General features: G+C 54.3%; 23 protein-coding genes. 11 read left to right on the top strand and 12 right to left on the bottom strand.

Translation table 11 applies throughout. The features are described 5' to 3' along the window. The first annotated feature begins 10 nt into the window (after nt 1–10). The 8 genes from ABVM99_RS08900 to ABVM99_RS08935 all read left to right on the top strand — a co-directional run bounded on the left by ABVM99_RS08900 (nt 11) and on the right by ABVM99_RS08935 (nt 6,998). The gene (locus ABVM99_RS08900; protein WP_000478578.1) at nt 11–787 is read left to right on the top strand and encodes a DUF4311 domain-containing protein; all 777 of its coding nucleotides are present in this window, start codon (nt 11–13) and stop codon (nt 785–787) included. A gap of 11 nt (nt 788–798) precedes the next feature. Then, nucleotides 799–1,443: a DUF4310 family protein gene (locus tag ABVM99_RS08905; protein ID WP_000392127.1), complete on the top strand. Its 645-nt coding sequence runs from the start codon at nt 799–801 to the stop codon at nt 1,441–1,443. Between the two features lie 58 nt (nt 1,444–1,501). Then, complete coding sequence (locus ABVM99_RS08910; protein ID WP_023194698.1) at nt 1,502–2,635, top strand: amidohydrolase/deacetylase family metallohydrolase; 1,134 nt, start codon at nt 1,502–1,504, stop codon at nt 2,633–2,635. Continuing rightward, nucleotides 2,619–3,737, top strand: a complete 1,119-nt coding sequence (locus tag ABVM99_RS08915; protein WP_001139174.1) for a DgaE family pyridoxal phosphate-dependent ammonia lyase — start codon at nt 2,619–2,621, stop codon at nt 3,735–3,737. The genes ABVM99_RS08910 and ABVM99_RS08915 overlap by 17 nt, the downstream gene beginning before the upstream one ends. Next, nucleotides 3,734–4,474 (top strand): KDGP aldolase family protein, encoded by a 741-nt coding sequence (locus ABVM99_RS08920; RefSeq protein ID WP_023194699.1) that lies wholly within the window; start codon nt 3,734–3,736, stop codon nt 4,472–4,474. Before ABVM99_RS08915 ends, ABVM99_RS08920 begins: the two co-directional genes overlap by 4 nt. A gap of 16 nt (nt 4,475–4,490) precedes the next feature. Continuing rightward, complete coding sequence (locus ABVM99_RS08925; protein WP_023194700.1) at nt 4,491–6,404, top strand: BglG family transcription antiterminator; 1,914 nt, start codon at nt 4,491–4,493, stop codon at nt 6,402–6,404. A gap of 77 nt (nt 6,405–6,481) precedes the next feature. Beyond that, on the top strand, nt 6,482–6,724 hold the full coding sequence (locus ABVM99_RS08930) for a type II toxin-antitoxin system RelB/DinJ family antitoxin (RefSeq protein WP_000212724.1): 243 nt from the start codon (nt 6,482–6,484) through the stop codon (nt 6,722–6,724). Next, nucleotides 6,714–6,998 (top strand): type II toxin-antitoxin system RelE/ParE family toxin, encoded by a 285-nt coding sequence (locus tag ABVM99_RS08935; RefSeq protein WP_000220578.1) that lies wholly within the window; start codon nt 6,714–6,716, stop codon nt 6,996–6,998. The genes ABVM99_RS08930 and ABVM99_RS08935 overlap by 11 nt, the downstream gene beginning before the upstream one ends. Before the next feature lie 3 nt (nt 6,999–7,001). Here ABVM99_RS08935 and nrdG read toward each other — a convergent pair whose 3' ends face one another. From nrdG to treR, 5 genes are all read right to left on the bottom strand, one after another. Further along, nucleotides 7,002–7,466 carry an anaerobic ribonucleoside-triphosphate reductase-activating protein gene (nrdG, locus tag ABVM99_RS08940; RefSeq protein ID WP_001009173.1) on the bottom strand — a complete coding sequence of 155 codons (465 nt, stop codon included), beginning with the start codon at nt 7,464–7,466 and terminating at the stop codon, nt 7,002–7,004. A gap of 216 nt (nt 7,467–7,682) precedes the next feature. Further along, complete coding sequence (gene nrdD, locus ABVM99_RS08945) at nt 7,683–9,821, bottom strand: anaerobic ribonucleoside-triphosphate reductase (RefSeq protein ID WP_000187821.1); 2,139 nt, start codon at nt 9,819–9,821, stop codon at nt 7,683–7,685. A gap of 408 nt (nt 9,822–10,229) precedes the next feature. Continuing rightward, the gene (gene treC / locus ABVM99_RS08950; RefSeq protein WP_023194701.1) at nt 10,230–11,882 is read right to left on the bottom strand and encodes an alpha,alpha-phosphotrehalase; all 1,653 of its coding nucleotides are present in this window, start codon (nt 11,880–11,882) and stop codon (nt 10,230–10,232) included. 49 nt (nt 11,883–11,931) lie between these two features. Next, the gene (gene treB, locus ABVM99_RS08955) at nt 11,932–13,350 is read right to left on the bottom strand and encodes a PTS trehalose transporter subunit IIBC (RefSeq protein ID WP_023194702.1); all 1,419 of its coding nucleotides are present in this window, start codon (nt 13,348–13,350) and stop codon (nt 11,932–11,934) included. Between the two features lie 137 nt (nt 13,351–13,487). After that, a complete protein-coding gene (gene treR / locus ABVM99_RS08960) occupies nt 13,488–14,435 on the bottom strand; it encodes a trehalose operon repressor TreR (protein ID WP_001181297.1) in 948 nt (315 codons plus the stop codon). A 189-nt stretch (nt 14,436–14,624) separates the two neighbouring features. On the opposite strand from treR, the gene mgtL reads away from it, so the two are divergent. Then, nucleotides 14,625–14,678 (top strand): mgtA regulatory leader peptide MgtL, encoded by a 54-nt coding sequence (gene mgtL, locus ABVM99_RS08965; protein WP_099374030.1) that lies wholly within the window; start codon nt 14,625–14,627, stop codon nt 14,676–14,678. Nucleotides 14,679–14,818: 140 nt separating this feature from the next. Then, nucleotides 14,819–17,527 (top strand): magnesium-translocating P-type ATPase, encoded by a 2,709-nt coding sequence (gene mgtA / locus ABVM99_RS08970; protein ID WP_023197691.1) that lies wholly within the window; start codon nt 14,819–14,821, stop codon nt 17,525–17,527. Between the two features lie 115 nt (nt 17,528–17,642). Here mgtA and ABVM99_RS08975 read toward each other — a convergent pair whose 3' ends face one another. The 5 genes from ABVM99_RS08975 to pyrL form a co-directional block, all read right to left on the bottom strand. Further along, on the bottom strand, nt 17,643–18,089 hold the full coding sequence (locus ABVM99_RS08975; protein ID WP_023194704.1) for a transposase: 447 nt from the start codon (nt 18,087–18,089) through the stop codon (nt 17,643–17,645). Between the two features lie 74 nt (nt 18,090–18,163). Further along, complete coding sequence (ridA, locus tag ABVM99_RS08980; RefSeq protein ID WP_000047544.1) at nt 18,164–18,550, bottom strand: 2-iminobutanoate/2-iminopropanoate deaminase; 387 nt, start codon at nt 18,548–18,550, stop codon at nt 18,164–18,166. Nucleotides 18,551–18,626: 76 nt separating this feature from the next. Beyond that, complete coding sequence (gene pyrI / locus ABVM99_RS08985) at nt 18,627–19,088, bottom strand: aspartate carbamoyltransferase regulatory subunit (protein ID WP_017465841.1); 462 nt, start codon at nt 19,086–19,088, stop codon at nt 18,627–18,629. 12 nt (nt 19,089–19,100) lie between these two features. Then, a complete protein-coding gene (pyrB, locus tag ABVM99_RS08990) occupies nt 19,101–20,036 on the bottom strand; it encodes an aspartate carbamoyltransferase (RefSeq protein WP_000013055.1) in 936 nt (311 codons plus the stop codon). 35 nt (nt 20,037–20,071) lie between these two features. Beyond that, a complete protein-coding gene (gene pyrL / locus ABVM99_RS08995; protein ID WP_000249504.1) occupies nt 20,072–20,173 on the bottom strand; it encodes a pyr operon leader peptide in 102 nt (33 codons plus the stop codon). Here pyrL and ABVM99_RS09000 point away from each other — a divergent pair. Next, nucleotides 20,153–20,293, top strand: a complete 141-nt coding sequence (locus ABVM99_RS09000; RefSeq protein ID WP_001518160.1) for a hypothetical protein — start codon at nt 20,153–20,155, stop codon at nt 20,291–20,293. The genes pyrL and ABVM99_RS09000 overlap by 21 nt on opposite strands. Here ABVM99_RS09000 and ABVM99_RS09005 read toward each other — a convergent pair. Together ABVM99_RS09005 and ABVM99_RS09010 are read right to left on the bottom strand one after the other, a co-directional pair. Continuing rightward, nucleotides 20,263–20,751 (bottom strand): arginine repressor, encoded by a 489-nt coding sequence (locus ABVM99_RS09005; protein ID WP_000666051.1) that lies wholly within the window; start codon nt 20,749–20,751, stop codon nt 20,263–20,265. The genes ABVM99_RS09000 and ABVM99_RS09005 overlap by 31 nt on opposite strands. Before the next feature lie 186 nt (nt 20,752–20,937). Beyond that, entirely contained in the window at nt 20,938–22,341 is a 1,404-nt protein-coding gene (locus tag ABVM99_RS09010) for a YfcC family protein (protein WP_000514420.1), read from the bottom strand. Between the last annotated feature and the right edge of the window lie 45 nt (nt 22,342–22,386).

The raw sequence follows: 22,386 nt of genomic DNA on the forward strand, positions 1-22,386 counted from the left end.
AGGCATAGTTATGTTCCTGATAATACTAATTAAATCGCTCATTATCGGCGCGCTGGTCGGCGTAGGGGTGGGCGCTGGGGCTGCACGCATGTTTCACGCGCCAACCACGCAGGGGATGGGCGCGTTCCGTACGTTGGGCGAACTCAACTCTTGTGAAGGCGACCCGGCATCTCACTTCTCCTTTGGGCTGGGGTTCTTCTTTAACGCCTGGGCCTCGTCTGTGGCGGCCGGATCGTTCACCCAGGATGTCGATCACCGCATCATCCCTAACTGGGGCGCGGCGGCGCTAATGATCAAAAACCGTAACGTCGGCGAGACGCTGCACGACCCGAAAAAAATGGCGATCGCCTGCGCCGTCATCGGCATGATCGTCGTGACGTTCCTTAACCTGACTGCCTCATCCGTGCCAGAAGCGCTACAGGTGACGGCGGTTAAGGTGCTGGTACCGGCGGCAAACCTGCTGGTCAACATCGTCATGCCTGTGATCTTCTGGTTAGCGGCGATCGACGCTGGTAAAAAATCGGGCTTCTGGGCCACCGTTTTCGGCGGCGCGGCGCAGCTCATCATGGGGAACGCCGTACCGGGGCTGGTGCTGGGTATTTTGATCGGTAAAGGCGTAGAAGAGAGCGGCTGGAACCATGTCACCAAAGTGATGATGGTCGCCATCGTTTTGCTGTTTGTGTTGAGCGGCTTCTTCCGCGGCTTCGACATGAAAATGATCGAGTCTTTCAACATGACGGTACCGAACTGGCTTGAACTGATCCACAACTCGCTCAGCGGCAAATAACGGAGGCCACAATGGAAGAGAATAAAGGTTTTTGGTATGCCGACTGGTCGTTCCCGATCTTTGTTGGCCTGCTCTCCTCCGGCGTTTTCGCCGGGACGCATATGTACTATCTGTACGGTATCGGCGCATTTAACGAAGTCGCTTTTGTGGCGATGTTGAAAGCGGGGATGGATACCGGCGTCTACGGCGCGGTCGCCGCTTTCGGCGCCAGCTTTTTATTTGCCCGCATTATCGAAGGTTCGCTGGTCGGAATTCTGGATATCGGTGGGGCAATTCAGACCGGCGTGGGCTTAGGGGTTCCGGCGTTATTGCTGGGGGCTGGCTTTGTCTTCCCGGTGGCGAACTTTATCGCTTCGCTGATAACCGGTCTGGTGATTGGCCTGGCGATTGGCTACATCATTATTCTGGCGCGTAAGTTCACCATCAATCAGAGCGACTCTACGTACGGGGCGGACGTCATGATGGGGGCCGGTAACACTTCAGGCCGTTTTCTGGGGCCGTTGATTATCCTCAGCGCCATGACGGCATCGATTCCCATTGGTCTGGGCTCTCTGGTGGGCGCGCTGCTGTTTTATATCTGGCAGAAGCCGATTACCGGCGGCGCGATTTTAGGCGCGATGATCCTCGGTTCCATCTTCCCGATTGCGATTAGCTAACTGTTGATTTGTAGGCCGGATAAGGCGGTTGCGCCGCCATCCGGCAAAGGAGAGAGCGATGTTTGATTTACTCCTGCGCCATGCGCGTCTGGTCGATGACACGCTGACTAATATTGCCCTGCAAGATGGCAAAATCGCGGCGTTGGGTGACGTTGATGGTCCGGCGGTGAAAACCATTGACCTGCGCGGCGAGTGTTACGTTAGTGCGGGTTGGATTGATTCGCACGTTCACTGCTACCCGACATCGCCGATTTACCACGACGAACCGGACAGCGTGGGTATTGCCACTGGCGTTACCACAGTGGTGGATGCCGGTAGCACTGGCGCAGATGATATTGATGATTTCTATGCTCTGACGCGTCAGGCGACCACCGACGTTTATGCGCTGCTGAATGTTTCACGCGTCGGGCTTATTGCCCAAAACGAGCTGGCTAACATGGCCAATATTGACGCCGATGCGGTCCGGCAGGCGGTAAAACGCCATCCGGATTTTATCGTCGGCCTCAAGGCGCGGATGAGCAGCAGCGTGGTAGGCGTTAACGGCATCACGCCGCTGGAACGCGCTAAAGCCATGCAGCAAGAAAACGGCAACCTGCCGCTGATGGTGCATATTGGCAATAACCCGCCGGATCTGGACGAAATCGCGGAGCGTCTGACGGCGGGCGATATCATTACCCACTGTTACAACGGTAAGCCGAACCGTATTCTGACGCCGGAAGGCGAGCTGCGCGCCTCGGTGACACGAGCGCTGGCGCGCGGCGTGCGTCTGGACGTCGGACATGGTACCGCCAGCCTGAGCTTTGCAGTGGCGAAACGCGCTATTAGCCTGGGGATTTTACCGCATACCATCAGTTCCGATATCTACTGCCGTAACCGCATCAATGGCCCGGTGCATTCGCTGGCTAATGTGATGTCGAAATTCCTCGCCATCGGCATGTCGCTGCCGCAGGTCATTGCGTGCGTGACGGCCAATGCCGCCGATAGCCTGAATCTGAAAACCAAAGGTCGTCTTCAGCCAGGTCTGGATGCCGACCTGACCCTCTTTACGCTTAAACGCCAGCCCACCGTGTTGGTAGACGCGGAAAACGACAGTTTACAGGCTGAAGAATTGCTGACGCCGCTTGCCGCGATACGCGCAGGCAAGGGCTATATGACCGAACAAGGGAGCGCGGAACATGCCTTCGATTTTTGAGAAGTATCAATTAAAACAGGTGATTAACGCCTCCGGACGTATGACGGCGCTCGGCGTCTCTACGCCGCGCCCGGAAGTGATAGACGCAGCGATGGCCGGAATGAATCAGTATTTCGAGATGAAAGATCTGGTGAATAAAACCGGCGAGTACATTGCGAAATTGTTGGAGGTGGAAGGGGCGACGGTAGTCTCCTGCGCCAGTGCGGGTCTTGCCCAGTCGGTTGCCGCGGTACTGGTTCAGGACAGCGACTGGCTGCTGGAAAACCTGCACGTTACACCGATTGAAAATAACGAAATCGTCCTGCCAAAGGGCCACAACGTCAACTTTGGCGCGCCGGTGGGAACGATGGTGGCGCTGGGCGGCGGCAAACTGGTGGAAGCCGGTTACGCCAACGAATGTTCCGCCGCGCAGTTGGCGGCGGCCATTACGCCGCGCACGGCGGCTATTCTCTATATCAAATCTCACCACTGCGTGCAGAAAAGTATGCTCAGCGTGGAGCAGGCTGCGGTGGTGGCGCGCACGCATAATCTCCCGCTGATTGTGGACGCGGCGGCGGAAGAAGATTTGCAGTGCTACTACCGCGTGGGCGCAGATCTCGTTATCTATAGCGGCGCGAAAGCGATTGAAGGGCCGACCAGCGGGCTGGTGATTGGTAAAACGCAGTATGTTGAGTGGGTAAAACGTCAGTCAGCGGGCATTGGCCGGGCGATGAAGGTCGGCAAAGAAGGAATTATTGGCCTGACCTGCGCCATTGAATTGTACCTGCGGGCGCAAAAAGAGAGCGGCGCGGAGATGGTAGAAAAAATGGCGCCCTTTATCGACACGTTGAACACGTTTAACGGCGTCAGCGCCCGCGTGGTGTGGGACAGCGCCGGACGCGACATCGCGCGCACGGAAATTAAGTTTGATGAAGCCGTTACTGGCATCGCCACAGGCGAACTGGTCGACGCGCTGAAGCAAGGGGAATACGCGATTTACTTTCGCGGATACAAAGCCAACGAAGGGATTATTGAAGCGGATGTCCGCAGCGTCGATCGCGCGCAGTTAGCGATTGTGGCGCGTCGTATTGGCGAGGTGATTAATCAGGAGAAAAAAGCATGAAACTGACCCCTAACTTTTACCGCGATCGCGTTTGCCTGAACGTACTGGCCGGTTCGAAAGATAACGCCCGGGAAATCTACGCGGCGGCGGAAGGTCATGTGCTGGTTGGCGTGCTCTCCAAAAACTATCCGGATGTGGCAAGCGCAGTCGCGGATATGCGTGAATATGCGGCGCTTATCGACAATGCGCTCTCCGTCGGACTGGGGGCAGGCGATCCTAACCAGTCGGCGATGGTGAGCGAAATCTCGCGTCAGGTACAGCCGCAGCATGTCAACCAGGTGTTTACCGGCGTAGGGGCCAGCCGGGCGCTGCTGGGGCAAAACGAGACGGTGGTGAACGGTCTTGTCTCGCCGACCGGCACGCCGGGGCTGGTGAAAATTTCCACCGGCCCGCTAAGCAGCCGCGCGCCGGACGGCATCGTACCCATAGAAACGGCGATTGCGCTACTCAAAGACATGGGCGGCAGCTCCGTTAAATACTTTCCGATGGGAGGACTCACCTGTCGCGACGAGTATAAAGCGGTGGCTGACGCCTGCGCCCGCCATGATTTCTGGCTGGAACCGACGGGCGGTATCGATCTGGAAAACTTCGCCGAGATTCTGTACATCGCCCTTGATGCAGGTGTAAGCAAAATCATTCCTCACATTTATAGTTCGATTATTGATAAGGTGAGCGGCAACACCCGTGCGGACGATGTGCGTCAGTTACTCGCTATCGTCCGGTCGCGTGTCGGCTAATCATGAGGAGAGAGACGTGCGATTCCCCAACCAACGTTTAGCGCAGCTATTTGCGATGCTGCAAAACGAGACGCTGCCGCAGGACGAGCTGGCGCAGCGGTTGTCGGTCTCCACGCGTACTGTTCGGGCGGATATCGCCGCGCTGAACATGTTGCTGACGCCGCATGGCGCGCAATTTACTCTCAGCCGCGGCAACGGGTATCAGCTCAAAATTGATGATCCGGCACGTTATCAATCCCTGCAAACGCAGCAATCTCCCGCCCTGGCGCGCGGTCCGCGCACCAGCCAGGAGCGGATACACTATTTGCTGGCGCGTTTTTTAACCTCCGCCTTCTCGCTGAAGCTGGAGGATTTAGCAGATGAATGGTTTGTCAGCCGTGCGACGCTGCAGAACGACATGGCGGACGTGCGCGAGCATTTGCAGCGTTATCATCTGACGCTGGAAACGCGTCCGCGTCATGGCATGAAATTGTTTGGCGGAGAGATGGCGATTCGCGCCTGTCTGACCGATCTTTTATGGACGCTGGCGCAGCAGGAGCCCTCCCATCCGTTAATTGTTAGTACCACGCTGAACACCGAGGTGTCTCAACGGCTGCAGTCTCTTTTGCCGGATATTTTCTCTCATTGTCAAATCCGCCTGACCGATGAGAGCGAGCTGTTTCTGCGTTTGTACTGCGCGGTGGCGGTACGGCGTATTCGCGAGGGGTATCCGTTATCGGAATGCGTGGCAGAGGAGGTCGATGAAAAGGTGCGCCATGCGGCGCATGAGATTGCGGAGCTACTACAACAGCTGGCCGACAAGCCGCTGTCGGAGCCGGAAGTAAGCTGGCTGAAGGTGCATATTGCCGCCCGCCAGGTACAGGAAATTGCCCCCAGCGCCATTAATGCCGATGATGAAGAGGCGCTGGTGCGCTATATCCTCAATTTTATTAATACCCAGTACAACTATAACCTGTTGAATGATAAACAGCTTCACGCGGACTTGCTGACCCACATCAAAACGATGATCACCCGCGTGCGCTACCAGATCATGATCCCCAACCCACTACTGGAAAATATTAAGCAGCACTATCCGATGGCATGGGATATGACGTTGGCGGCGATATCGAGTTGGGGAAAATACACGCCGTATACCATTAGCGAAAACGAAATCGGTTTTCTGGTGCTGCATATTGGCGTTGGGCTGGAACGTAGTTACAACATTGGCTACCAGCGGCAGCCGCAGGTACTGCTGGTGTGCGATGCTGGTAATGCGATGGTGCGGATGATTGAAGCGGTACTGGCGCGGAAATATCCGCAGATTGAGATTGCCCGCACTCTGACGCTACGCGACTATGAGGCGCGGGACAGTATTGTGGAGGATTTTGTGATTTCCACAGCGCGGATCGGCGAAAAAGATAAGCCGGTCATCATGATCGCGCCCTTTCCTACCGACTATCAATTGGAGCAGATCGGTAAGCTGGTGCTGGTGGACAGAACCCGTCCGTGGATGCTGGATAAATATTTCGATGCCTCGCATTTTCGCATTGTGGAAGGGGAAATAGATCAACAGACTCTGTTTAAAACGCTGTGCGATCAGTTGCATGAGGAAGGCTTTGTTGATGCGGCGTTTCTCGATTCGGTTATTGAACGTGAAGCTATCGTCAGTACGTTATTAGGCGACGGGATTGCCTTGCCACACGCGCTGGGGCTGCTGGCGAAGAAAACGGTGGTTTATACGGTGCTCGCGCCACAGGGGATTGTCTGGGGTGACGAAACGGCGCACGTTATTTTTTTACTCGCCATCAGCAAAAGTGAATATGAAGAGGCGATGGCCATCTACGATATTTTCGTCACTTTCCTGCGCGAACGCGCCATGACGCGCCTCTGCGCATGTCAGAATTTTACGCAATTTAAAACGGTCGCGATGGAGTGCGTGAGTCGTTTTTGAGAGGCGTTATCCAGAATTCGATGTAATGCGAATGTAATGCTAAACTGCATTACACATTCGATTTTCCTGGAGGCATAATGGCCACGCTGAACGTCCGTCTGGATGACAAACTCAAAAATGAGGCTTATGCCGTGCTGGAAAAACTGAACATTACTCCAACGGAAGCCGTGCGATTACTGTTCCAGTACGTCGCGGAAACGGGGCGCATGCCAGTGAAAACCGTCACTCTTAGCGACAGTGAAGATGCATTGATTCAGACAGTTCGGGAGAGGCTGTCTAGTCCGCAAAAGGGAATCAAGGTTAGTCTGGATGACTTATGAACTGGAATTCGACCCGAGGGCCTTAAAAGAGTGGCATAAGCTGGGCGATACGGTGAAGGCTCAACTTAAGAAAAAGTTGGCTGATGTGCTATTGAACCCCAGAATCGACTCTGCCCGTTTAAACGGTCTTCCTGACTGCTATAAAATTAAGCTTAAATCGTCCGGTTATCGTCTGGTGTACCAGGTTCGGGATGACGTTGTGATTGTGTTTGTTGTTGCGGTCGGCAAGCGAGAACATTCAGCCGTCTATCACGATGCAAACAAACGGCTTTAGCGATCAACGCAAATGATGCACTACCTGGTTGCTGCTACCGCGCCAGATAAGCGCCGGGTCTTTCAGATCCTGCACAAATTTGCCATCGACCAGCACGTTGATGAGATCGACTACCTGCATTTGCGCGGCGTTGAGTTCATCGAGCTTGTAGCCGGTCCACACCCAGATATCTTTCCCCGGGCACTCCGCGTGGATGCGTTGTACCAGTGCCAGGATATCCGGTACGTTTTGCGGATGCAGCGGATCGCCGCCCGACAGCGAGATCCCCTGACGGTGAATGCGCGTGTCGTTCAGATCGGCAATGATCTTATCTTCCATTTCTTTGGTAAACGGCTGGCCGGAATTGAGCCGCCAGGTGCTTTTGTTGTAGCAGCCAGGGCATTCATGCACGCACCCTGACACAAACAGGGTGCAGCGGGTACCGGGGCCGTTAACGATGTCGACGGGATAGTATTGGTGAAAGTTCATGTTTCCTCGTTGCATTTGGCGCTGTAGCGGCGTTGGCCGCTCTCACTTACCCAGGTCACTTACTTATGTAAGCTCCCTGGGATTCGTTCGTTTGCCGCCTTGCTACAACACCAACTGCTTAGAGGAAACTCATGAAATTGGAACTATAGCCAGCGGTTGTAGGCCGGATAAGGTGTTTACACCGCCATCCGGCATTTACGCATTGCAAACGGAGGATTAACCGATCTGCCCATTGCCTAAATGCTTCACGCGGCGCTTCACTTCTTCTTGTTTGCCGGCGTTAAACGGACGTGCGTCCGGGCTGCCTAAATAACCGCACACGCGGCGGGTGACCGAGACGCGCGCGGCATCGTGGTTGCCGCATTTCGGGCAGGTGAAACCTTTACTGGTACATTCGAACTCGCCGGTAAAGCCGCACTCGTAGCATTCATCGATCGGCGTGTTGGTGCCGTAATAGGGTACATGCTGATAGCTGTAATCCCAGACATCTTCCAGCGCTTTCAGGTTGTGCTGAATGTTCGGGTATTCGCCGTAGCAAATGAAACCCCCGTTCGCCAGCGGCGGATACGGCGCTTCGAAATCGATTTTGTCGTACGGGTTGACCTTCTTCTCCACGTCGAGGTGGAAGCTGTTGGTGTAGTAACCTTTATCGGTTACGCCCGGCACCACGCCGAACTCGGCGGTATCCAGACGGCAGAAGCGGTCACAGAGGTTTTCACTTGGCGTGCTGTACAGGCTAAAGCCGTAGCCGGTCTCTTCTTTCCACTGATCCACGGCCTGGCGCAGACGCTCCACAATCGCGATGCCTTTAGCGCGAAGTTGCTCGCTGTCGTACAGGTGTTCGCCGCCGAACAGCGCGTTAATGGTTTCATGGATACCAATGTAGCCCAGAGAGATGGACGCACGACCATTTTTAAAGATTTCAGACACGTCGTCGTCCGCTTTCAGCCGCACGCCGCAGGCGCCTTCCATATACAGGATAGGCGCGACGCGGGCTTTCACGCCTTCAAGGCGGGCGATACGGGTCATCAGCGCCTTCCGCGCCAGCGCCAGACGTTCATCCAGCAGTTTCCAGAATGCGGTTTCGTCGCCTTTTGCTTCCAGCGCGATGCGCGGCAGGTTAAGGCTAATCACGCCCAGGTTGTTACGCCCGTCATGGATCTGCTCGCCGTTTTCGTTCTCCCACACGCCGAGGAAGCTGCGGCAGCCCATTGGCGTTTTGAACGAACCGGTGACTTTGACCACCTGATCGTAGTTGAGGATGTCCGGATACATGCGCTTGCTCGCGCACTCCAGCGCCAGTTGTTTAATGTCGTAGTTCGGATCGCCAAACTTGTGGTTCAAACCGTCGCGGATAGCGAAGACCAGTTTCGGGAACACGGCGGTTTTGCGATTTTTACCCAGACCGGCGATACGGTTACGCAAAATAGACGCCTGGATCAGACGCGACTCCCAACTGGTGCCGAGGCCAAAACCAAAGGTCACGAAAGGCGTCTGGCCGTTAGCGGTGTGCAGCGTGTTAACTTCGTACTCCAGCGACTGGAAGGCGTCGTAGCACTCTTTTTCGGTGCGAGAACGCGCATACCCTTCGGCATCCGGGATCTGCCACTCATCGGCGGTTTTGCGGTGCTTGTTGTAACTTTCGGTGACAAACGGCGCCAGCACTTCGTCGATACGGTTAATGGTGGTGCCGCCATAAATATGGCTGGCGACCTGAGCGATAATCTGCGCGGTAACGGCAGTGGCGGTAGAGATAGATTTTGGCGGTTCGATCTCGGCGTTACCCATCTTAAAGCCCTGGGTCAACATGCCTTTCAGGTCGATCAGCATACAGTTGAACATCGGGAAGAACGGCGAATAGTCGAGATCGTGATAGTGGATATCGCCGCGCTCATGCGCTTGTACTACGTCACGCGGCAACAGGTGCTGGCGGGCATAGTGTTTGGCGACAATCCCGGCCAGCAAATCGCGCTGGGTGGGAATGACTTTACTGTCTTTGTTGGCGTTTTCATTGAGCAACGCGGAGTTAGTTTGCTCTACCAGGCCGCGAATTTCCTGGTTCAGACGACCACGCTTTTCACGCTGAATGTCGCGATCGTGACGGTATTCGATGTAGGCGCGGGCAAGCTGTTTGTACGGGCCGGACATCAGTTGGTTTTCAACCGCAGTTTGGATCTCGTTAATATCCACCTGACTGCGTGCGTTCATTTGGCTGCTAACGACTTCTGCGACGGTGGCACAGTAATCTGCGTCATCGACTCCCGCTGCTTTAGCTGCACGTAGAATGGCTTCCTTAATGCGCTCTGATTTGAATGGCACTTTACAGCCATCTCGTTTCATCACATGCGGTGTCATGATCACTCCATATTTGTAAGAACAGGTTATCCACAGAGGCCGGGGAAGCCATAACAGGTTTATTCATCTCTTTTCCAACGACTTCCCGCAATCCTGACCCAGGTTATCCACAATTCACCTTGTGTCGAGTGAACAGGTGTTGTAGCAATTGTAGTCAATTAATACAACATATTGGGTCGGCGTGCATTTTAAAGTCTATATGTAGTGATTTGCATCAAGGATGTTTGCAATTTTATTGATGTAGAACAAGGTAAAAATCAGAGCGTACAGATGGCGGGCGCTGTAGCGTTTGTAAAAGATAGCAAGAAAAATCTGATTAATTATTCAACAAAAACAGACAGTAACCTGGAGCAACGCCACAGCCCGTGTCAATAGGTTTGTGGCGTTTATCCGTATAAGGACGTCGCGTTAGCGTTGTAACCACCAGATGGCTTCAAATGGGCGGAGCGTCATCGCGGCTGGCTGGCTGGCGACCTCGCCATAATTGTGCAGTAGCGCCTGCCACTGTCCTTTGATATGCGACGGATGCCACTCCTGGCACTGGTCGCTCAGATTGGCGACAACCAGCAGGGCTTGCCCCTGCCACTGGCGGCGATAACACCATACTGATGGGCTATCCGGGAGGAGATCCTGATAATCGCCCCAGATCAGTACAGGCTGGGTTTTACGTAGCGCAATCAGCTTTTGATAGGTGTAAAACACCGAGTTTTCATCGCGTAATGCCGCCGCGACATTAACCTCCGTATAGTTATCGCACAGGCTTATCCACGGCTCGCCCTGGGTGAAACCGGCGTTTTTACCGTGGTCCCACTGCATCGGCGTGCGGCTGTTGTCGCGGGATTTACTGGCCAGGATAGCCAGTAGTTCGTCGGGGTCGCGTCCGGCGGCGCGTAGCGCGGCAAACATGTTATGGCTTTCCACGTCGCGATAATCGGTGATGCGGGTAAAGTGTGGGTTGGTCATGCCGATTTCTTCGCCCTGATAGATATAAGGCGTCCCTTGCATACCGTGCAGCGCCATCGCCAACATTTTCGCGGCTGGAATCCGGTATTCACCCTCGTCGCCAAAGCGGGAAACGATGCGCGGCTGATCGTGATTACACCAGAATAAGGCGTTCCAGGCGACGTTATGCATCCCCTGTTGCCAGTGGCGGAACAACGCTTTCAGCGCCACATAATCAGGTTTTGCCAGCGTCCACTTTTCGCCATTGGGGTAATCCACCTTCAGATGATGAAAATTGAAGGTCATCGAGAGTTCGTCGCCGCTAAGCGCGGCATATTGCTGGCAGTTTTCCAGCGTGGTAGAGGACATTTCGCCTACCGTCATCAGATTACGCGGCGTAAAAACGTCACGGTTCATTTCGCGTAAAAACGTATGCGCGCGCGGTCCGTCGGTATAAAAGCGGCGTCCGTCGCCCGTCGGATCGTCAGGAAAATCCTGATCTTTGGCGATCAGGTTCACCACGTCCAGACGCAGGCCATCCACGCCGCGATCGGCCCAGAATTCGCAGACCTTTTTCAGCTCGGCGCGTACGGCGGGGTTTTCCCAGTTCAGGTCGGCCTGTTCAGGCGCGAAAAGGTGTAAATAATATTGTTCGCTCTGGCTATGCCAGCGCCAGGCGCTGCCGCCGAATTTGGATTGCCAGTTATTCGGGCAGACATCCGGCGTGCCATCGCGCCAGATATAAAACTGACGGTATGGGCTCTCTTTGTTCAGCGCTTCGCGAAACCAGGCGTGCTGGGTAGAAGTATGGTTAAACACCATATCCAGGATGATGCGAATACCGCGTGCTTTCGCCTGCGCGACCAGCTCGTCAAAATCATCCAGCGTGCCGTAGGTCGGGTCGATAGCCGTATAATTTGCGACGTCATAACCGTTATCCACCTGCGGCGAGATATAAAACGGCGTGAGCCAGATGGCATCTACGCCGAGTCGCTGTAGATAGTCAAGGCGCTGCGTGACGCCGCGTAAATCGCCGGTGCCGCTGCCGGTCGTGTCCTGAAAACTTTTCGGGTAGATCTGATAGATAACGCCGTTTTGCCACCAGAGGGGAATAGTCATTGTTGTTTCCTGCAAGTGCGTTGGGACGCAACTGCGCCCCGAAGAAGTATTAGACAATTTGTAATGTGCCCTGACGATGCTTACGCTGATAGATAAAGGTGGTCAGAATCACCGGGATAACGATCGCGATAACCATCGCCATGCCGTACACCTGCCAGTAGCGCGGCGGTATAGACAGGATGCCCGGCAGGCCGCCCACGCCGATACCGTTGGCGATGACGCCGTTCAGACCGCAGAGCAGTCCCGCCAGACCAGATCCGATCATCGCGCACAGCATCGGAAAACGATACTTCAGGTTGATACCGTACATCGCCGGTTCGGTTACCCCAAGGTAAGCGGAAATGGCGGCAGGAATGGAGATCTCGCGTTCATTGTGTTTACGGCTGGAGATGATGATGCCCACCACGGCGGAGGCCTGCGCGATATTCGACAGCGCAATCAGCGGCCAGACTGGCGTACCGCCCATGCTCTGGATCATCTGCATATCGATAGCGAGCGTTGTCTGGTGGACGCCGGTAATGACCAGCGGGGCATACAGGAAGCCGAACAGCGCCGCGCCTATCGGGGCGAAACTGCCGGTCATCAGATAACGTACCGCAAAGGCCACGCCGTCGCCGATCATACGACCAAAGGGGCCGATAAAGGTGTGGGCGAGAAAGACGGCCAGTATCAACGAACACACCGGGACGACGACCAGGTAGAGATAATCCGGCACGATGCGTTTCAACCGCGTTTCAATAAACCCAAGCGCCAGCCCTGCCAGTAGCGCCGGGATAACCTGCGCCTGGTAGCCCACTTTCTCAATGCTAAATAAGCCGAAGTTCCAGACGTCCGGCGTTTGCTGGCCCAGCAGATACGCATTCATCAACTGCGGCGACACCAGCGTCACGCCGAGCACGATACCAAGAATCGGCGTGCCGCCCATTTTTTTCACCGCCGACCAGCAGATCCCCACCGGCAGATAGAAAAAGATCGCTTCGCCGATCAACCATAAAAAATCATAAAGCGTTTTTAGCGCCGGATGCATCTGCGCCAGCGTTTGGCCGTTGCTCATCGGCACATCGCCGATCACGTTACGAAAGCCTAAGATCAAACCGCCGCTGATCAACGCCGGTAGTAGCGGAAAGAAGATCTCCGCGAAGTGGGAAATTAACTGCTCATGCCATTTCATGTTCTGGCGAGCGGCTTTTTTGGCCTGCTCTTTATCGGCATACGCTTTGCCGGTGGTCTCCAGCAGCGCGTTATAGTAATCGCCGACTTCGGTGCCGATCACCACCTGAAACTGCCCGGCGTTGGTGAAACAGCCTTTAACCATCGGTAATTGTTCGATCTCTTTTGGCCTGGCGTTCGCGGGCTGGTGGAGCACAAAGCGCAGGCGAGTAATGCAGTGGCTCACCGTGGCGATGTTGTCACGCCCGCCGACCAGGTCAATCAGCCGGTCGATATCGGCTTGTTTTACTTTGCTCATCGTAAAACCTCATGGCAGAGGAGGTATGTTATGGGTTGGCGCAAGAGTATCTCTTCAACGTTGATTTAAAAATGGGAACGTTCCCGAAACGCAGCGACGATCACAAATTACTCGTGGTATTCCGTTTAATCAGTCACTCAGGCGAGGGTAGAAGGAATGACGATCCGGCGCGGATCGCAGCGGCCATTGATCTGTTCGATCAGCTGCGAAGCCGCCTGCCGTCCGGCTTCAGCATAGCCAGGATCGACAGTGACGATCTCCGGGTGCAGGAATTTTATCAGCGGCGTGTTCCCGACGCTTGCCAGTTGCAGCGTCTCAATACGTTGCTCCTGTAAATACTTACTGGCGCCCAACGCCAGCGTATCGGTGGCGCAGACTAACGCGGTGGTATCCGGCATGATGACGCTTGCCGTATGCTCATAGCCCTGCTTCATGGCAAGACCGGGCAGGGCGGCGACGGGATGAAGTTTATGTTTTTTGCAAAACGCCAGGTATGCGTCATGCCGACGTTTGCCGGTGGTAATATCGCTATGGGGAACGCCCAGAAAGCTAATGTTGCGGTGTCCCTGCTCATACAGCCGCTGCATAAGGATATGAATCGCGCCCTCGTCGTCGTAACAGACGGAGGCAAAACCTTGCGCATCTCTTGCCAGCAGCACCAGCGAGGCTTTCCAGGGGGCGATCAACTCTTCTGTGATGCCGGTAAAGCCAAACAGCACCACGCCATCAATGTTACGTCGTCTGAGCATGCCCAGATGTTCCATTACCAGCGTCGGCGAGAACTGACTTTCCATCATAATAGGGTCGTAGCCCTGTTCATAAAACGCAGGCAGCATGGTCTGAACCGCGAGGTTTTCAGACAACGAATCAAGGCGAGTGACGATAATAGCGACCACTTTATCGCTTTGTCCCCGCATCGCGCGGGCGGAGCGGGACGGAGAGAAACCGTGTTGATTCATCACCGCTTCGACACGCTCGCGGGTACGTTCGCTTACGCCGCTTTCATTGTTAAGCACGCGGGAAACGGTTGATTTCCCTACGCCGCTCAGGCGGGCGATGTCTTTGATAGTGAGCCGGTTTTGCATCCTGTTTTCCCGTGGCGTGACGCTGATGGTGATAAAAAGAGTAACTTTACTCAAGCGAAGGGCAATGGGCAAAGTCTGGTTTATCGTTGGTTTAATTACGTAACGGTATGATACCGCCATAATTGCCACAAAACTTATGGATTTATGCGTATAATCCGCGGCGCAAATTATTTACTTACCGGAGGCGACATGGACCCTGAACCCACCCCTCTCCCGCGATGGAGAATTTTCCTTTTCCGGTAAGCCTGCCTCTGCTGTCTTACCGGTGTGTAAGACAGTGACACGATAACGTCCCTGTTTTTATTTAAAAATTGCTCATCGGGCAAGGCTTTGCCGCGCCTGAAGAATTTTCTGCGCCTGACTTCGGCGCGGAGGGATTACCTATGCTAAAAACCATTACCCGCCAGCTTTTTGCCCGGCTTAATCGTCATTTGCCTTATCGTCTGGTTCACCGCGATCCGCTGCCCGGCGCGCAGACCGCGGTAAATGCGACTATCCCGCCTTCGCTGAGCGAGCGCTGTCTGAAAGTCGCGGCAATGGAGCAGGAGACTCTCTGGCGCGTTTTTGATACGCACCCGGAGGGATTAAACGCCGCCGAAGTGACGCGCGCGCGTGAAAAGCATGGCGAAAACCGTCTTCCGGCACAGAAACCCTCGCCGTGGTGGGTGCATCTGTGGGTATGTTATCGCAATCCTTTCAACATCTTACTCACGATTCTTGGCGGCATTTCTTATGCCACGGAGGATCTGTTTGCCGCAGGCGTTATCGCCCTGATGGTCGGTATCTCAACGCTGCTGAATTTTGTGCAGGAAGCGCGCTCGACAAAAGCGGCGGACGCGCTAAAAGCGATGGTGAGCAATACCGCTACCGTACTGCGGGTTATTAATGAAAATGGCGAAAACGCCTGGCTGGAATTACCCATCGATCAACTGGTGCCCGGCGATATTATTAAGCTGGCGGCGGGGGATATGATCCCGGCGGATTTACGGATTATCCAGGCGCGCGATCTGTTTGTCGCCCAGGCGTCGCTGACCGGCGAATCTCTGCCAGTCGAGAAAGTCGCCGCGACGCGTGAGCCCCGGCAAAATAACCCGCTTGAGTGCGACACGCTGTGCTTTATGGGGACGAACGTCGTGAGCGGAACGGCGCAGGCCGTGGTGATGGCGACCGGCGCCGACACCTGGTTTGGTCAATTGGCGGGGCGCGTTTCGGAACAAGATAACGAGCAGAACGCTTTCCAGAAAGGAATTAGCCGCGTCAGTATGTTGCTGATCCGCTTTATGCTGGTCATGGCGCCGGTAGTACTGATTATTAATGGTTACACGAAAGGTGACTGGTGGGAAGCGGCGCTATTTGCGCTCTCGGTCGCGGTAGGGCTCACCCCGGAAATGTTGCCGATGATCGTCACCTCCACCCTCGCGCGCGGGGCGGTGAAGCTCTCGAAACAGAAAGTTATCGTGAAGCACCTTGATGCAATTCAGAACTTCGGCGCGATGGATATTTTGTGCACCGATAAAACCGGCACACTGACGCAGGACAAAATTGTGCTGGAGAATCATACAGATATTTCTGGTAAGCCCAGCGAGCATGTACTGCATTGCGCCTGGCTGAACAGCCATTATCAGACCGGTCTAAAAAATTTACTGGATACGGCGGTCCTGGAGGGAGTAGACGAAACCGCCGCGCGTCAGCTCTCCGGACGCTGGCAGAAAATCGATGAGATCCCGTTTGATTTTGAGCGTCGCCGGATGTCGGTAGTGGTCGCCGAAGATTCGAACGTGCATCAACTGGTCTGCAAAGGTGCGTTACAGGAGATCCTGAACGTGTGTACTCAGGTGCGCCACAACGGCGATATTGTGCCGCTGGACGACAATATGCTGCGCCGGGTGAAACGCGTTACCGACACGCTGAACCGTCAGGGGCTACGCGTGGTCGCCGTCGCGACCAAATACCTGCCTGCACGTGAGGGCGATTACCAGCGTATCGATGAGTCTGACCTGATCCTGGAAGGGTATATTGCTTTTCTCGATCCGCCGAAAGAGACCACCGCGCCGGCGCTGAAAGCGCTGAAGGCAAGCGGAATTACGGTGAAAATTCTCACCGGCGACAGCGAGCTGGTAGCGGCGAAAGTTTGCCATGAAGTTGGGCTGGATGCGGGCGATGTCATTATTGGCAGTGATATTGAAGGGTTAAGCGACGACGCGCTGGCGGCGCTGGCCGCTCGTACGACGTTGTTTGCGCGTCTGACGCCGATGCATAAAGAGCGCATCGTCACTTTGCTCAAACGCGAGGGGCATGTGGTCGGTTTTATGGGCGACGGGATTAACGATGCCCCGGCGCTGCGGGCGGCGGATATTGGTATCTCGGTAGATGGCGCGGTGGACATCGCCCGTGAAGCGGCCGATATTATCCTGCTGGAAAAGAGCCTGATGGTGCTGGAAGAAGGCGTCATTGAAGGTCGTCGTACTTTTTCTAATATGTTGAAATATATCAAGATGACGGCCAGCTCAAATTTCGGTAACGTGTTTAGCGTGTTGGTGGCGAGCGCCTTTTTGCCGTTCCTGCCAATGCTGCCGCTGCACTTGCTGATTCAAAACCTGCTGTACGATGTATCCCAGGTGGCGATTCCGTTTGATAATGTCGATGAAGAACAAATTCAAAAGCCGCAGCGCTGGAATCCGGCGGATTTGGGGCGCTTTATGGTATTTTTCGGTCCGATCAGCTCGATTTTCGACATTTTGACCTTTTGTCTGATGTGGTGGGTATTTCATGCGAATACGCCAGAAACGCAAACTTTGTTCCAGTCCGGCTGGTTTGTGGTGGGATTACTGTCGCAAACGCTGATTGTGCATATGATCCGTACCCGTCGTCTGCCGTTTATTCAAAGTCGCGCCGCCTGGCCGCTGATGGCGATGACATTGTTGGTGATGGTGGTGGGAGTCTCGTTGCCGTTTTCGCCGCTGGCGTCTTACCTGCAGTTGCAGGCGCTGCCGTTAAGCTATTTCCCGTGGCTGATTGCCATTCTGGCGGGCTATATGACGTTAACCCAGTTAGTGAAAGGGTTTTACAGCCGACGTTATGGCTGGCAGTAAACACTTTCGTCGGGGATTCGTCAGCGTGCTTAATCCCCGATATCGCTAACCAGGCCAGATGCCCGTAAAGCTCGACAAGTTTTACGCGATCGGCTTTATCTTTAAATTTCTGGGCTTATTCAAGCTGCTGTAGAATGCTATATGCAGGGATAAAAAAGAGGAATGTCCAGCTAAGTTTGTAAAATACATTCTCTGCCCCCAATCCGGAACGAGAGGAGGAGATGTCCCACCGCCGGATATGTTTTGCGGATATGCGACGAAAGCGGCGAATATAGCTAATGCAATAAACTAAGTAAGGAGGAATCGCTAAGGCGCCAGTGGGTTTAGGAAACATAAGGGTAAGCAATATGGCTGCGACAATGAAGCATAAAAAGACTATCTTCGCGGTAGATTCTATCTGTTTTAATTCCTGGCGTATGCTTTCAGCATGTTTCTCCTGCCAGCGACGGAGCGTGCTGTTGCTAAATCCATATTCTTCGCATAACGCCTTATCCGGTACGCCGTTTTTCGACTGTTGCAGAAAATCGGCGATTTGTTCCTCGGTAAAACGCGATCTTACCATTGCCGCCTCTCCATGGCTGTTGGTGCCCCGAACCGGGCAAACTTGCGCCGCCCGGCGGGGATAACGTCCGGCGCTTAGCGACGAACAGCGATCGCTTCAATCTCAATTTTCACGTCTTTCGGCAGACGGGCAACTTCCACGCAGGAACGCGCCGGGAAGGTGGCGTTGTGCTCGGTGAAGAAGGCTTCGTAAGTGGCGTTGACGGTCGCGAAATCGTTCAGGTCTTTCACGAAGACGGTCGTTTTCACAATGTCGCCTACTTTCAGGCCAGCGGCTTCCACGATAGCTTTAACGTTTTCCAGCGACTGACGTGCCTGAGCGGATACGTCTTCCGCTACGGCACCGGTTTTCGGATCGACCGGGATCTGACCGGAAGTGATTACCATGCTACCCAGGTCAACGCCCTGTACGTATGGGCCGATTGCTGCTGGTGCATTTTCCGTCGCAATAGTTTTGCTCATGATTTCTCCTGAATTACAGCGGTAATAGAATGTCCCCGCTCATTATAGGGAGCCGGGATCTCATAACCAACCCAAATTAGTTGGCCAGCACCACATTATGCGAAAACTCTTTTTCACAGTATTTGCATTTGAGGGCGATATCATTGGCGCGTTTTTTCACTGCAAAGCTGGAGGATACCGGTTCCGCGTGGCTGATGCAGTTGCTGTTCGGGCAAACCAGCACATTATTAATACGCTCTGGCAGGCTGGGGCGTGATTTCCCGACTACGTCGTAGTTGTCGATGCGGTTAACGGTGGCCTGCGGCGCGTACAGAGCAAGTTGGTTAACCTGCTCTTCGGTGAGAAAGGTGTTTTCTATTTTGATTAAGTCTTTACGCCCCATCTCGCCAGACGGGAGATTCAGACCGATAGTGATTCGCTGATCGGTCTCGGTCAATTTAAACAGACTCAGCAGTTTAAAGCCTACCTGCGCAGGGATATGGTCAATCACGGTGCCGCATTTAATGGCTTCAACCTGCAGTTTGTTATCGTGTGTCATCGCTTTTCTCCCTTACAGACTCAGTTCGCTATTCAGTACCAACGCCAGTAACGCCTGGCGAGCGAAAATACCGTTGCCCGCCTGTTGGAAGTACCAGGCGTGTGGCGTTTTATCCACATCCGTGGTGATTTCATCAATCCGCGGCAGCGGGTGCAGCACTTTCATATTTTCACGCGCGCCGTTCAGGTCGCTGGCGCGCAGAACAAACTGCGCCTTCACATTGGCGTACTCCGACGGGTCGAGACGCTCTTTCTGTACGCGAGTCATATAGAGGATGTCGACGTCGGCCATGACCTCTTCAATAGAACCATGCAGGCTCCAGGCCATCCCTTTTTCATCCAGCATATCCAGAATGTACTGCGGCATCGCCAGCGCGTCCGGCGCGATAAAATAAAAACGGTTGCCGCTAAATTTCGCCAGCGCCTGGGTTAGCGAATGCACGGTGCGGCCATATTTCAGATCGCCGACCATCGCGATATGCAGGTTATCCAGACGGCCCTGCGTTTCCTGGATGGTGAACAGATCCAACAGGGTCTGCGTCGGATGCTGGTTCGAACCGTCGCCCGCATTGAGCACCGGCACCTGACCGGAAAACTCCGTCGCCAGACGTGCCGCGCCTTCTTGCGGATGGCGCATCACAATCGCGTCCACGTAAGTGCTAATCACTGAGATCGTGTCGGCTAACGTTTCTCCTTTTTTCCCCAGCGACGTGTTGGCGCTGTCGGAGAAGCCCACTACGCTGGCGCCCAGGCGATGCATTGAGGTTTCAAACGACAGGCGGGTACGCGTGGAGGCTTCGAAAAAGCAGCTGGCGATCACTTTATGTTTCAATAGCTCCGGCTGCGGGTTGGCTTTTAATTTCGCCGCCGTCGCCAGTACCAGATTAAGATCGTCGCGGCTGAGGTCGTTTATGGAAATGATATGTTTTTGATATAGCGGGTTAGCCATGTTTATCTCCTGACGCCTGGGCAAAAAAAAGCCCCTCAATTGAGGGGCTTGGTATTGGTTTTCAACGGAAAGAAAAACGGCAGGCCTGCGTCCTTTTTCAGACGCGGTAAGACAGAATGTCGTACACACTGAACCATGCTTCCTCCCGGCAAATTGTCCGCGATTATACTCAGCTCTGTTTGGGGATCAAGCGATTAATGCATGATTTACTCATCGCAAACGGTTCTTATGAATTTAAATTCATTTTAAGCAAATAATTAATTTGTTTGTGTACCAGCGCCGTGCGCTGAACGACCCGTGGTGCGACCCAGACAATACTGCTACCGGCAACGACGCCGAGAATTTCCGGCAATGCGTGGTAATCCAGAATTCTTGCGACGGCGCGACCATAACCTGCTGCCGTATGGATAAGGATAAATTCGCTATTATGTTCAACGCTGACGACCATTTCGGCTATTGAACGTCCGGCATCCGGCGAAGGACGCCGCTGGGGATTTACGGAATAAATCTTTTGTCCCTTCGTATTTCTGATTTTTATTGCGCCCAGCAGCTTGAGCAGGCGCGAAACCGTAGACTGACTGATACCTTCAAATCCCTCATTTTGTAAATCGCGGCGAATCTCCTCCTGGGACAGGTAACTTTTTTCACTAATCAGGCGCTGACAAACCGCCAGTTGCTGTTGTTCTTTGGCGGAGTAATCATCGTATTCCTTCATAAATGCACCTTATCTTTATTATTAATATCAACGGACTGGCGAAATTCATCACATTTGTCACATTGATTGCGGATCAATCGGGCGGTTTTGCAGGAAAATGAGAAGCCGATCAAAAAAGGTGACGGCGTGCCTGATGGCGCTGTGCTTATCAGTCCTGTCGGATAAGACGCGTCGCCATCTGGCTCGTTACATCATCGCTCCGATGCTCAGTACCGCCATATTCAGCAATGTCAGGATCAGCAACAGCGGCGCGACCCATTTCAGATAGCGGACATAGGGAACCCGCGCGATTGCCAGACCGCCCATGACCACGGCGGAGGTGGGAGTAACCAGATTCACAATCCCGGAGGCCGACTGGTAGGCGGTTACGACCAAATCCCGCTGTACGTGGGCAAAATCCGCTAACGGCGCCATAATGGGCATTGTCAATACGGCAAGACCGGAAGAGGAGGGCACCAGGAAGGAGAGCAATACTTCCAGCCAGTAGGTTACGTTTATGAAAATGGTGGTAGAGAGGCCGGAAACCAGACTTTCCGCGCTGTGCAAAATGGTGTGGGTAATCATACCGTTATCCATGACCACCACAATGCCGCGCGCGATACCAATAATTAGCGCCACGCCGAGTAAATCCCGCGCGCCGTCAATAAAGGTACTGGTGAACGCTTCCTCACCCATCCGCGTTATCACGCCAACGATAATCGCCGCCGCCAGAAAGACGCCGGAGATTTCCGCCATCCACCAGCCGAGAACCGCCACGCCGTAAATCATCACCGCGAAAGAGGCGGCGAAGATCAGCAGCACCCATTTCCGGGTAGCCGTAAACTCCAGCAGAGTATTGGCGCGATTGCCGAGAAAATGGGCGCGGTTTTCCTCCATTTTATCCGCCACGATAGAAAGCTCCGGATGGGCGCGGACTTTGCGCGCATAGCGCATTACCCAAAACACGCACAGTACGTAGCCGACAATTAACAGCAGTACGCGCATCAGCATTCCCTGAGTAAAAGGGATGCCGGCGGCGTTGGCGGCAATGACCGTGGCGAAAGGGTTAATGGTCGAACCGAGCGTGCCTATCCCTGCGCCGAGCAGTACGGTTGCCGCCGCCACTAACGGATCGAAGCGGGCCGCCATCATAACCGGCACCAGCAGCGTGTAGAAGGGCAACGACTCCTCCGCCATGCCATAGATAGTGCCGCCTGCGGCGAACAGCGCCATCAGAATGGGGATCATCCACTCATCTTTGCCGTTGAGTTTGGCTGTTACCCGTTCAATACCGGCATCAATCGCCCCCGTTTTATTCACCACCCCCAGAAAGCCGCCGATAATCAAGACAAACAGCGCGACGTCAATGGCGCCGGCGGTGTAGGTTTCGTGGTTATAGAGGCCGTCAATCGGCGCCAGTAAAACAGCGGTAATCCCTTGCGGATGCGCGTCCACAGGGGCATACGTTCCCGCCACCGGCACTTCTTTTCCCAGCGTGGCGTTCATCGCCATTTGGTATTTTCCCGCCGGCACAATCCAGGTCATCACCGCGACCAGGGCAATAAGAATAAACAGGATGGTATAAGCGGTGGGAAATTTAAATTTACCCATGATGTTCTCTCCTGATATCACGGATATGCGCCGCGAGGGCGCATA

It is taken from the genome of Salmonella sp. SJTUF15591 (assembly GCF_043356435.1).
Classification (GTDB): Bacteria; Pseudomonadota; Gammaproteobacteria; order Enterobacterales; family Enterobacteriaceae; genus Salmonella; species Salmonella enterica.

Bases quoted from the DNA above. Each gene is read 5' to 3' on its own strand.
- ABVM99_RS09005 (WP_000666051.1), bottom strand. From the start codon at position 20,751: ATGAAGGAATACGATGATTACTCCGCCAAAGAACAACAGCAACTGGCG.
- ABVM99_RS08935 (WP_000220578.1), top strand. From the start codon at position 6,714: ATGACTTATGAACTGGAATTCGACCCGAGGGCCTTAAAAGAGTGGCAT.
- pyrB (WP_000013055.1), bottom strand. From the start codon at position 20,036: ATGGCTAACCCGCTATATCAAAAACATATCATTTCCATAAACGACCTC.
- ABVM99_RS08900 (WP_000478578.1), top strand. From the start codon at position 11: ATGTTCCTGATAATACTAATTAAATCGCTCATTATCGGCGCGCTGGTC.
- ABVM99_RS09010 (WP_000514420.1), bottom strand. From the start codon at position 22,341: ATGGGTAAATTTAAATTTCCCACCGCTTATACCATCCTGTTTATTCTT.
- pyrL (WP_000249504.1), bottom strand. From the start codon at position 20,173: ATGGTTCAGTGTGTACGACATTCTGTCTTACCGCGTCTGAAAAAGGAC.
- ABVM99_RS08930 (WP_000212724.1), top strand. From the start codon at position 6,482: ATGGCCACGCTGAACGTCCGTCTGGATGACAAACTCAAAAATGAGGCT.
- treC (WP_023194701.1), bottom strand. From the start codon at position 11,882: ATGACTATTCCCCTCTGGTGGCAAAACGGCGTTATCTATCAGATCTAC.
- ABVM99_RS08910 (WP_023194698.1), top strand. From the start codon at position 1,502: ATGTTTGATTTACTCCTGCGCCATGCGCGTCTGGTCGATGACACGCTG.
- pyrI (WP_017465841.1), bottom strand. From the start codon at position 19,088: ATGACACACGATAACAAACTGCAGGTTGAAGCCATTAAATGCGGCACC.
- treR (WP_001181297.1), bottom strand. From the start codon at position 14,435: ATGCAAAACCGGCTCACTATCAAAGACATCGCCCGCCTGAGCGGCGTA.
- ABVM99_RS09000 (WP_001518160.1), top strand. From the start codon at position 20,153: ATGTCGTACACACTGAACCATGCTTCCTCCCGGCAAATTGTCCGCGAT.
- mgtA (WP_023197691.1), top strand. From the start codon at position 14,819: ATGCTAAAAACCATTACCCGCCAGCTTTTTGCCCGGCTTAATCGTCAT.
- ridA (WP_000047544.1), bottom strand. From the start codon at position 18,550: ATGAGCAAAACTATTGCGACGGAAAATGCACCAGCAGCAATCGGCCCA.
- ABVM99_RS08920 (WP_023194699.1), top strand. From the start codon at position 3,734: ATGAAACTGACCCCTAACTTTTACCGCGATCGCGTTTGCCTGAACGTA.
- treB (WP_023194702.1), bottom strand. From the start codon at position 13,350: ATGAGCAAAGTAAAACAAGCCGATATCGACCGGCTGATTGACCTGGTC.
- ABVM99_RS08915 (WP_001139174.1), top strand. From the start codon at position 2,619: ATGCCTTCGATTTTTGAGAAGTATCAATTAAAACAGGTGATTAACGCC.
- ABVM99_RS08905 (WP_000392127.1), top strand. From the start codon at position 799: ATGGAAGAGAATAAAGGTTTTTGGTATGCCGACTGGTCGTTCCCGATC.
- nrdD (WP_000187821.1), bottom strand. From the start codon at position 9,821: ATGACACCGCATGTGATGAAACGAGATGGCTGTAAAGTGCCATTCAAA.
- nrdG (WP_001009173.1), bottom strand. From the start codon at position 7,466: ATGAACTTTCACCAATACTATCCCGTCGACATCGTTAACGGCCCCGGT.
- ABVM99_RS08975 (WP_023194704.1), bottom strand. From the start codon at position 18,089: ATGGTAAGATCGCGTTTTACCGAGGAACAAATCGCCGATTTTCTGCAA.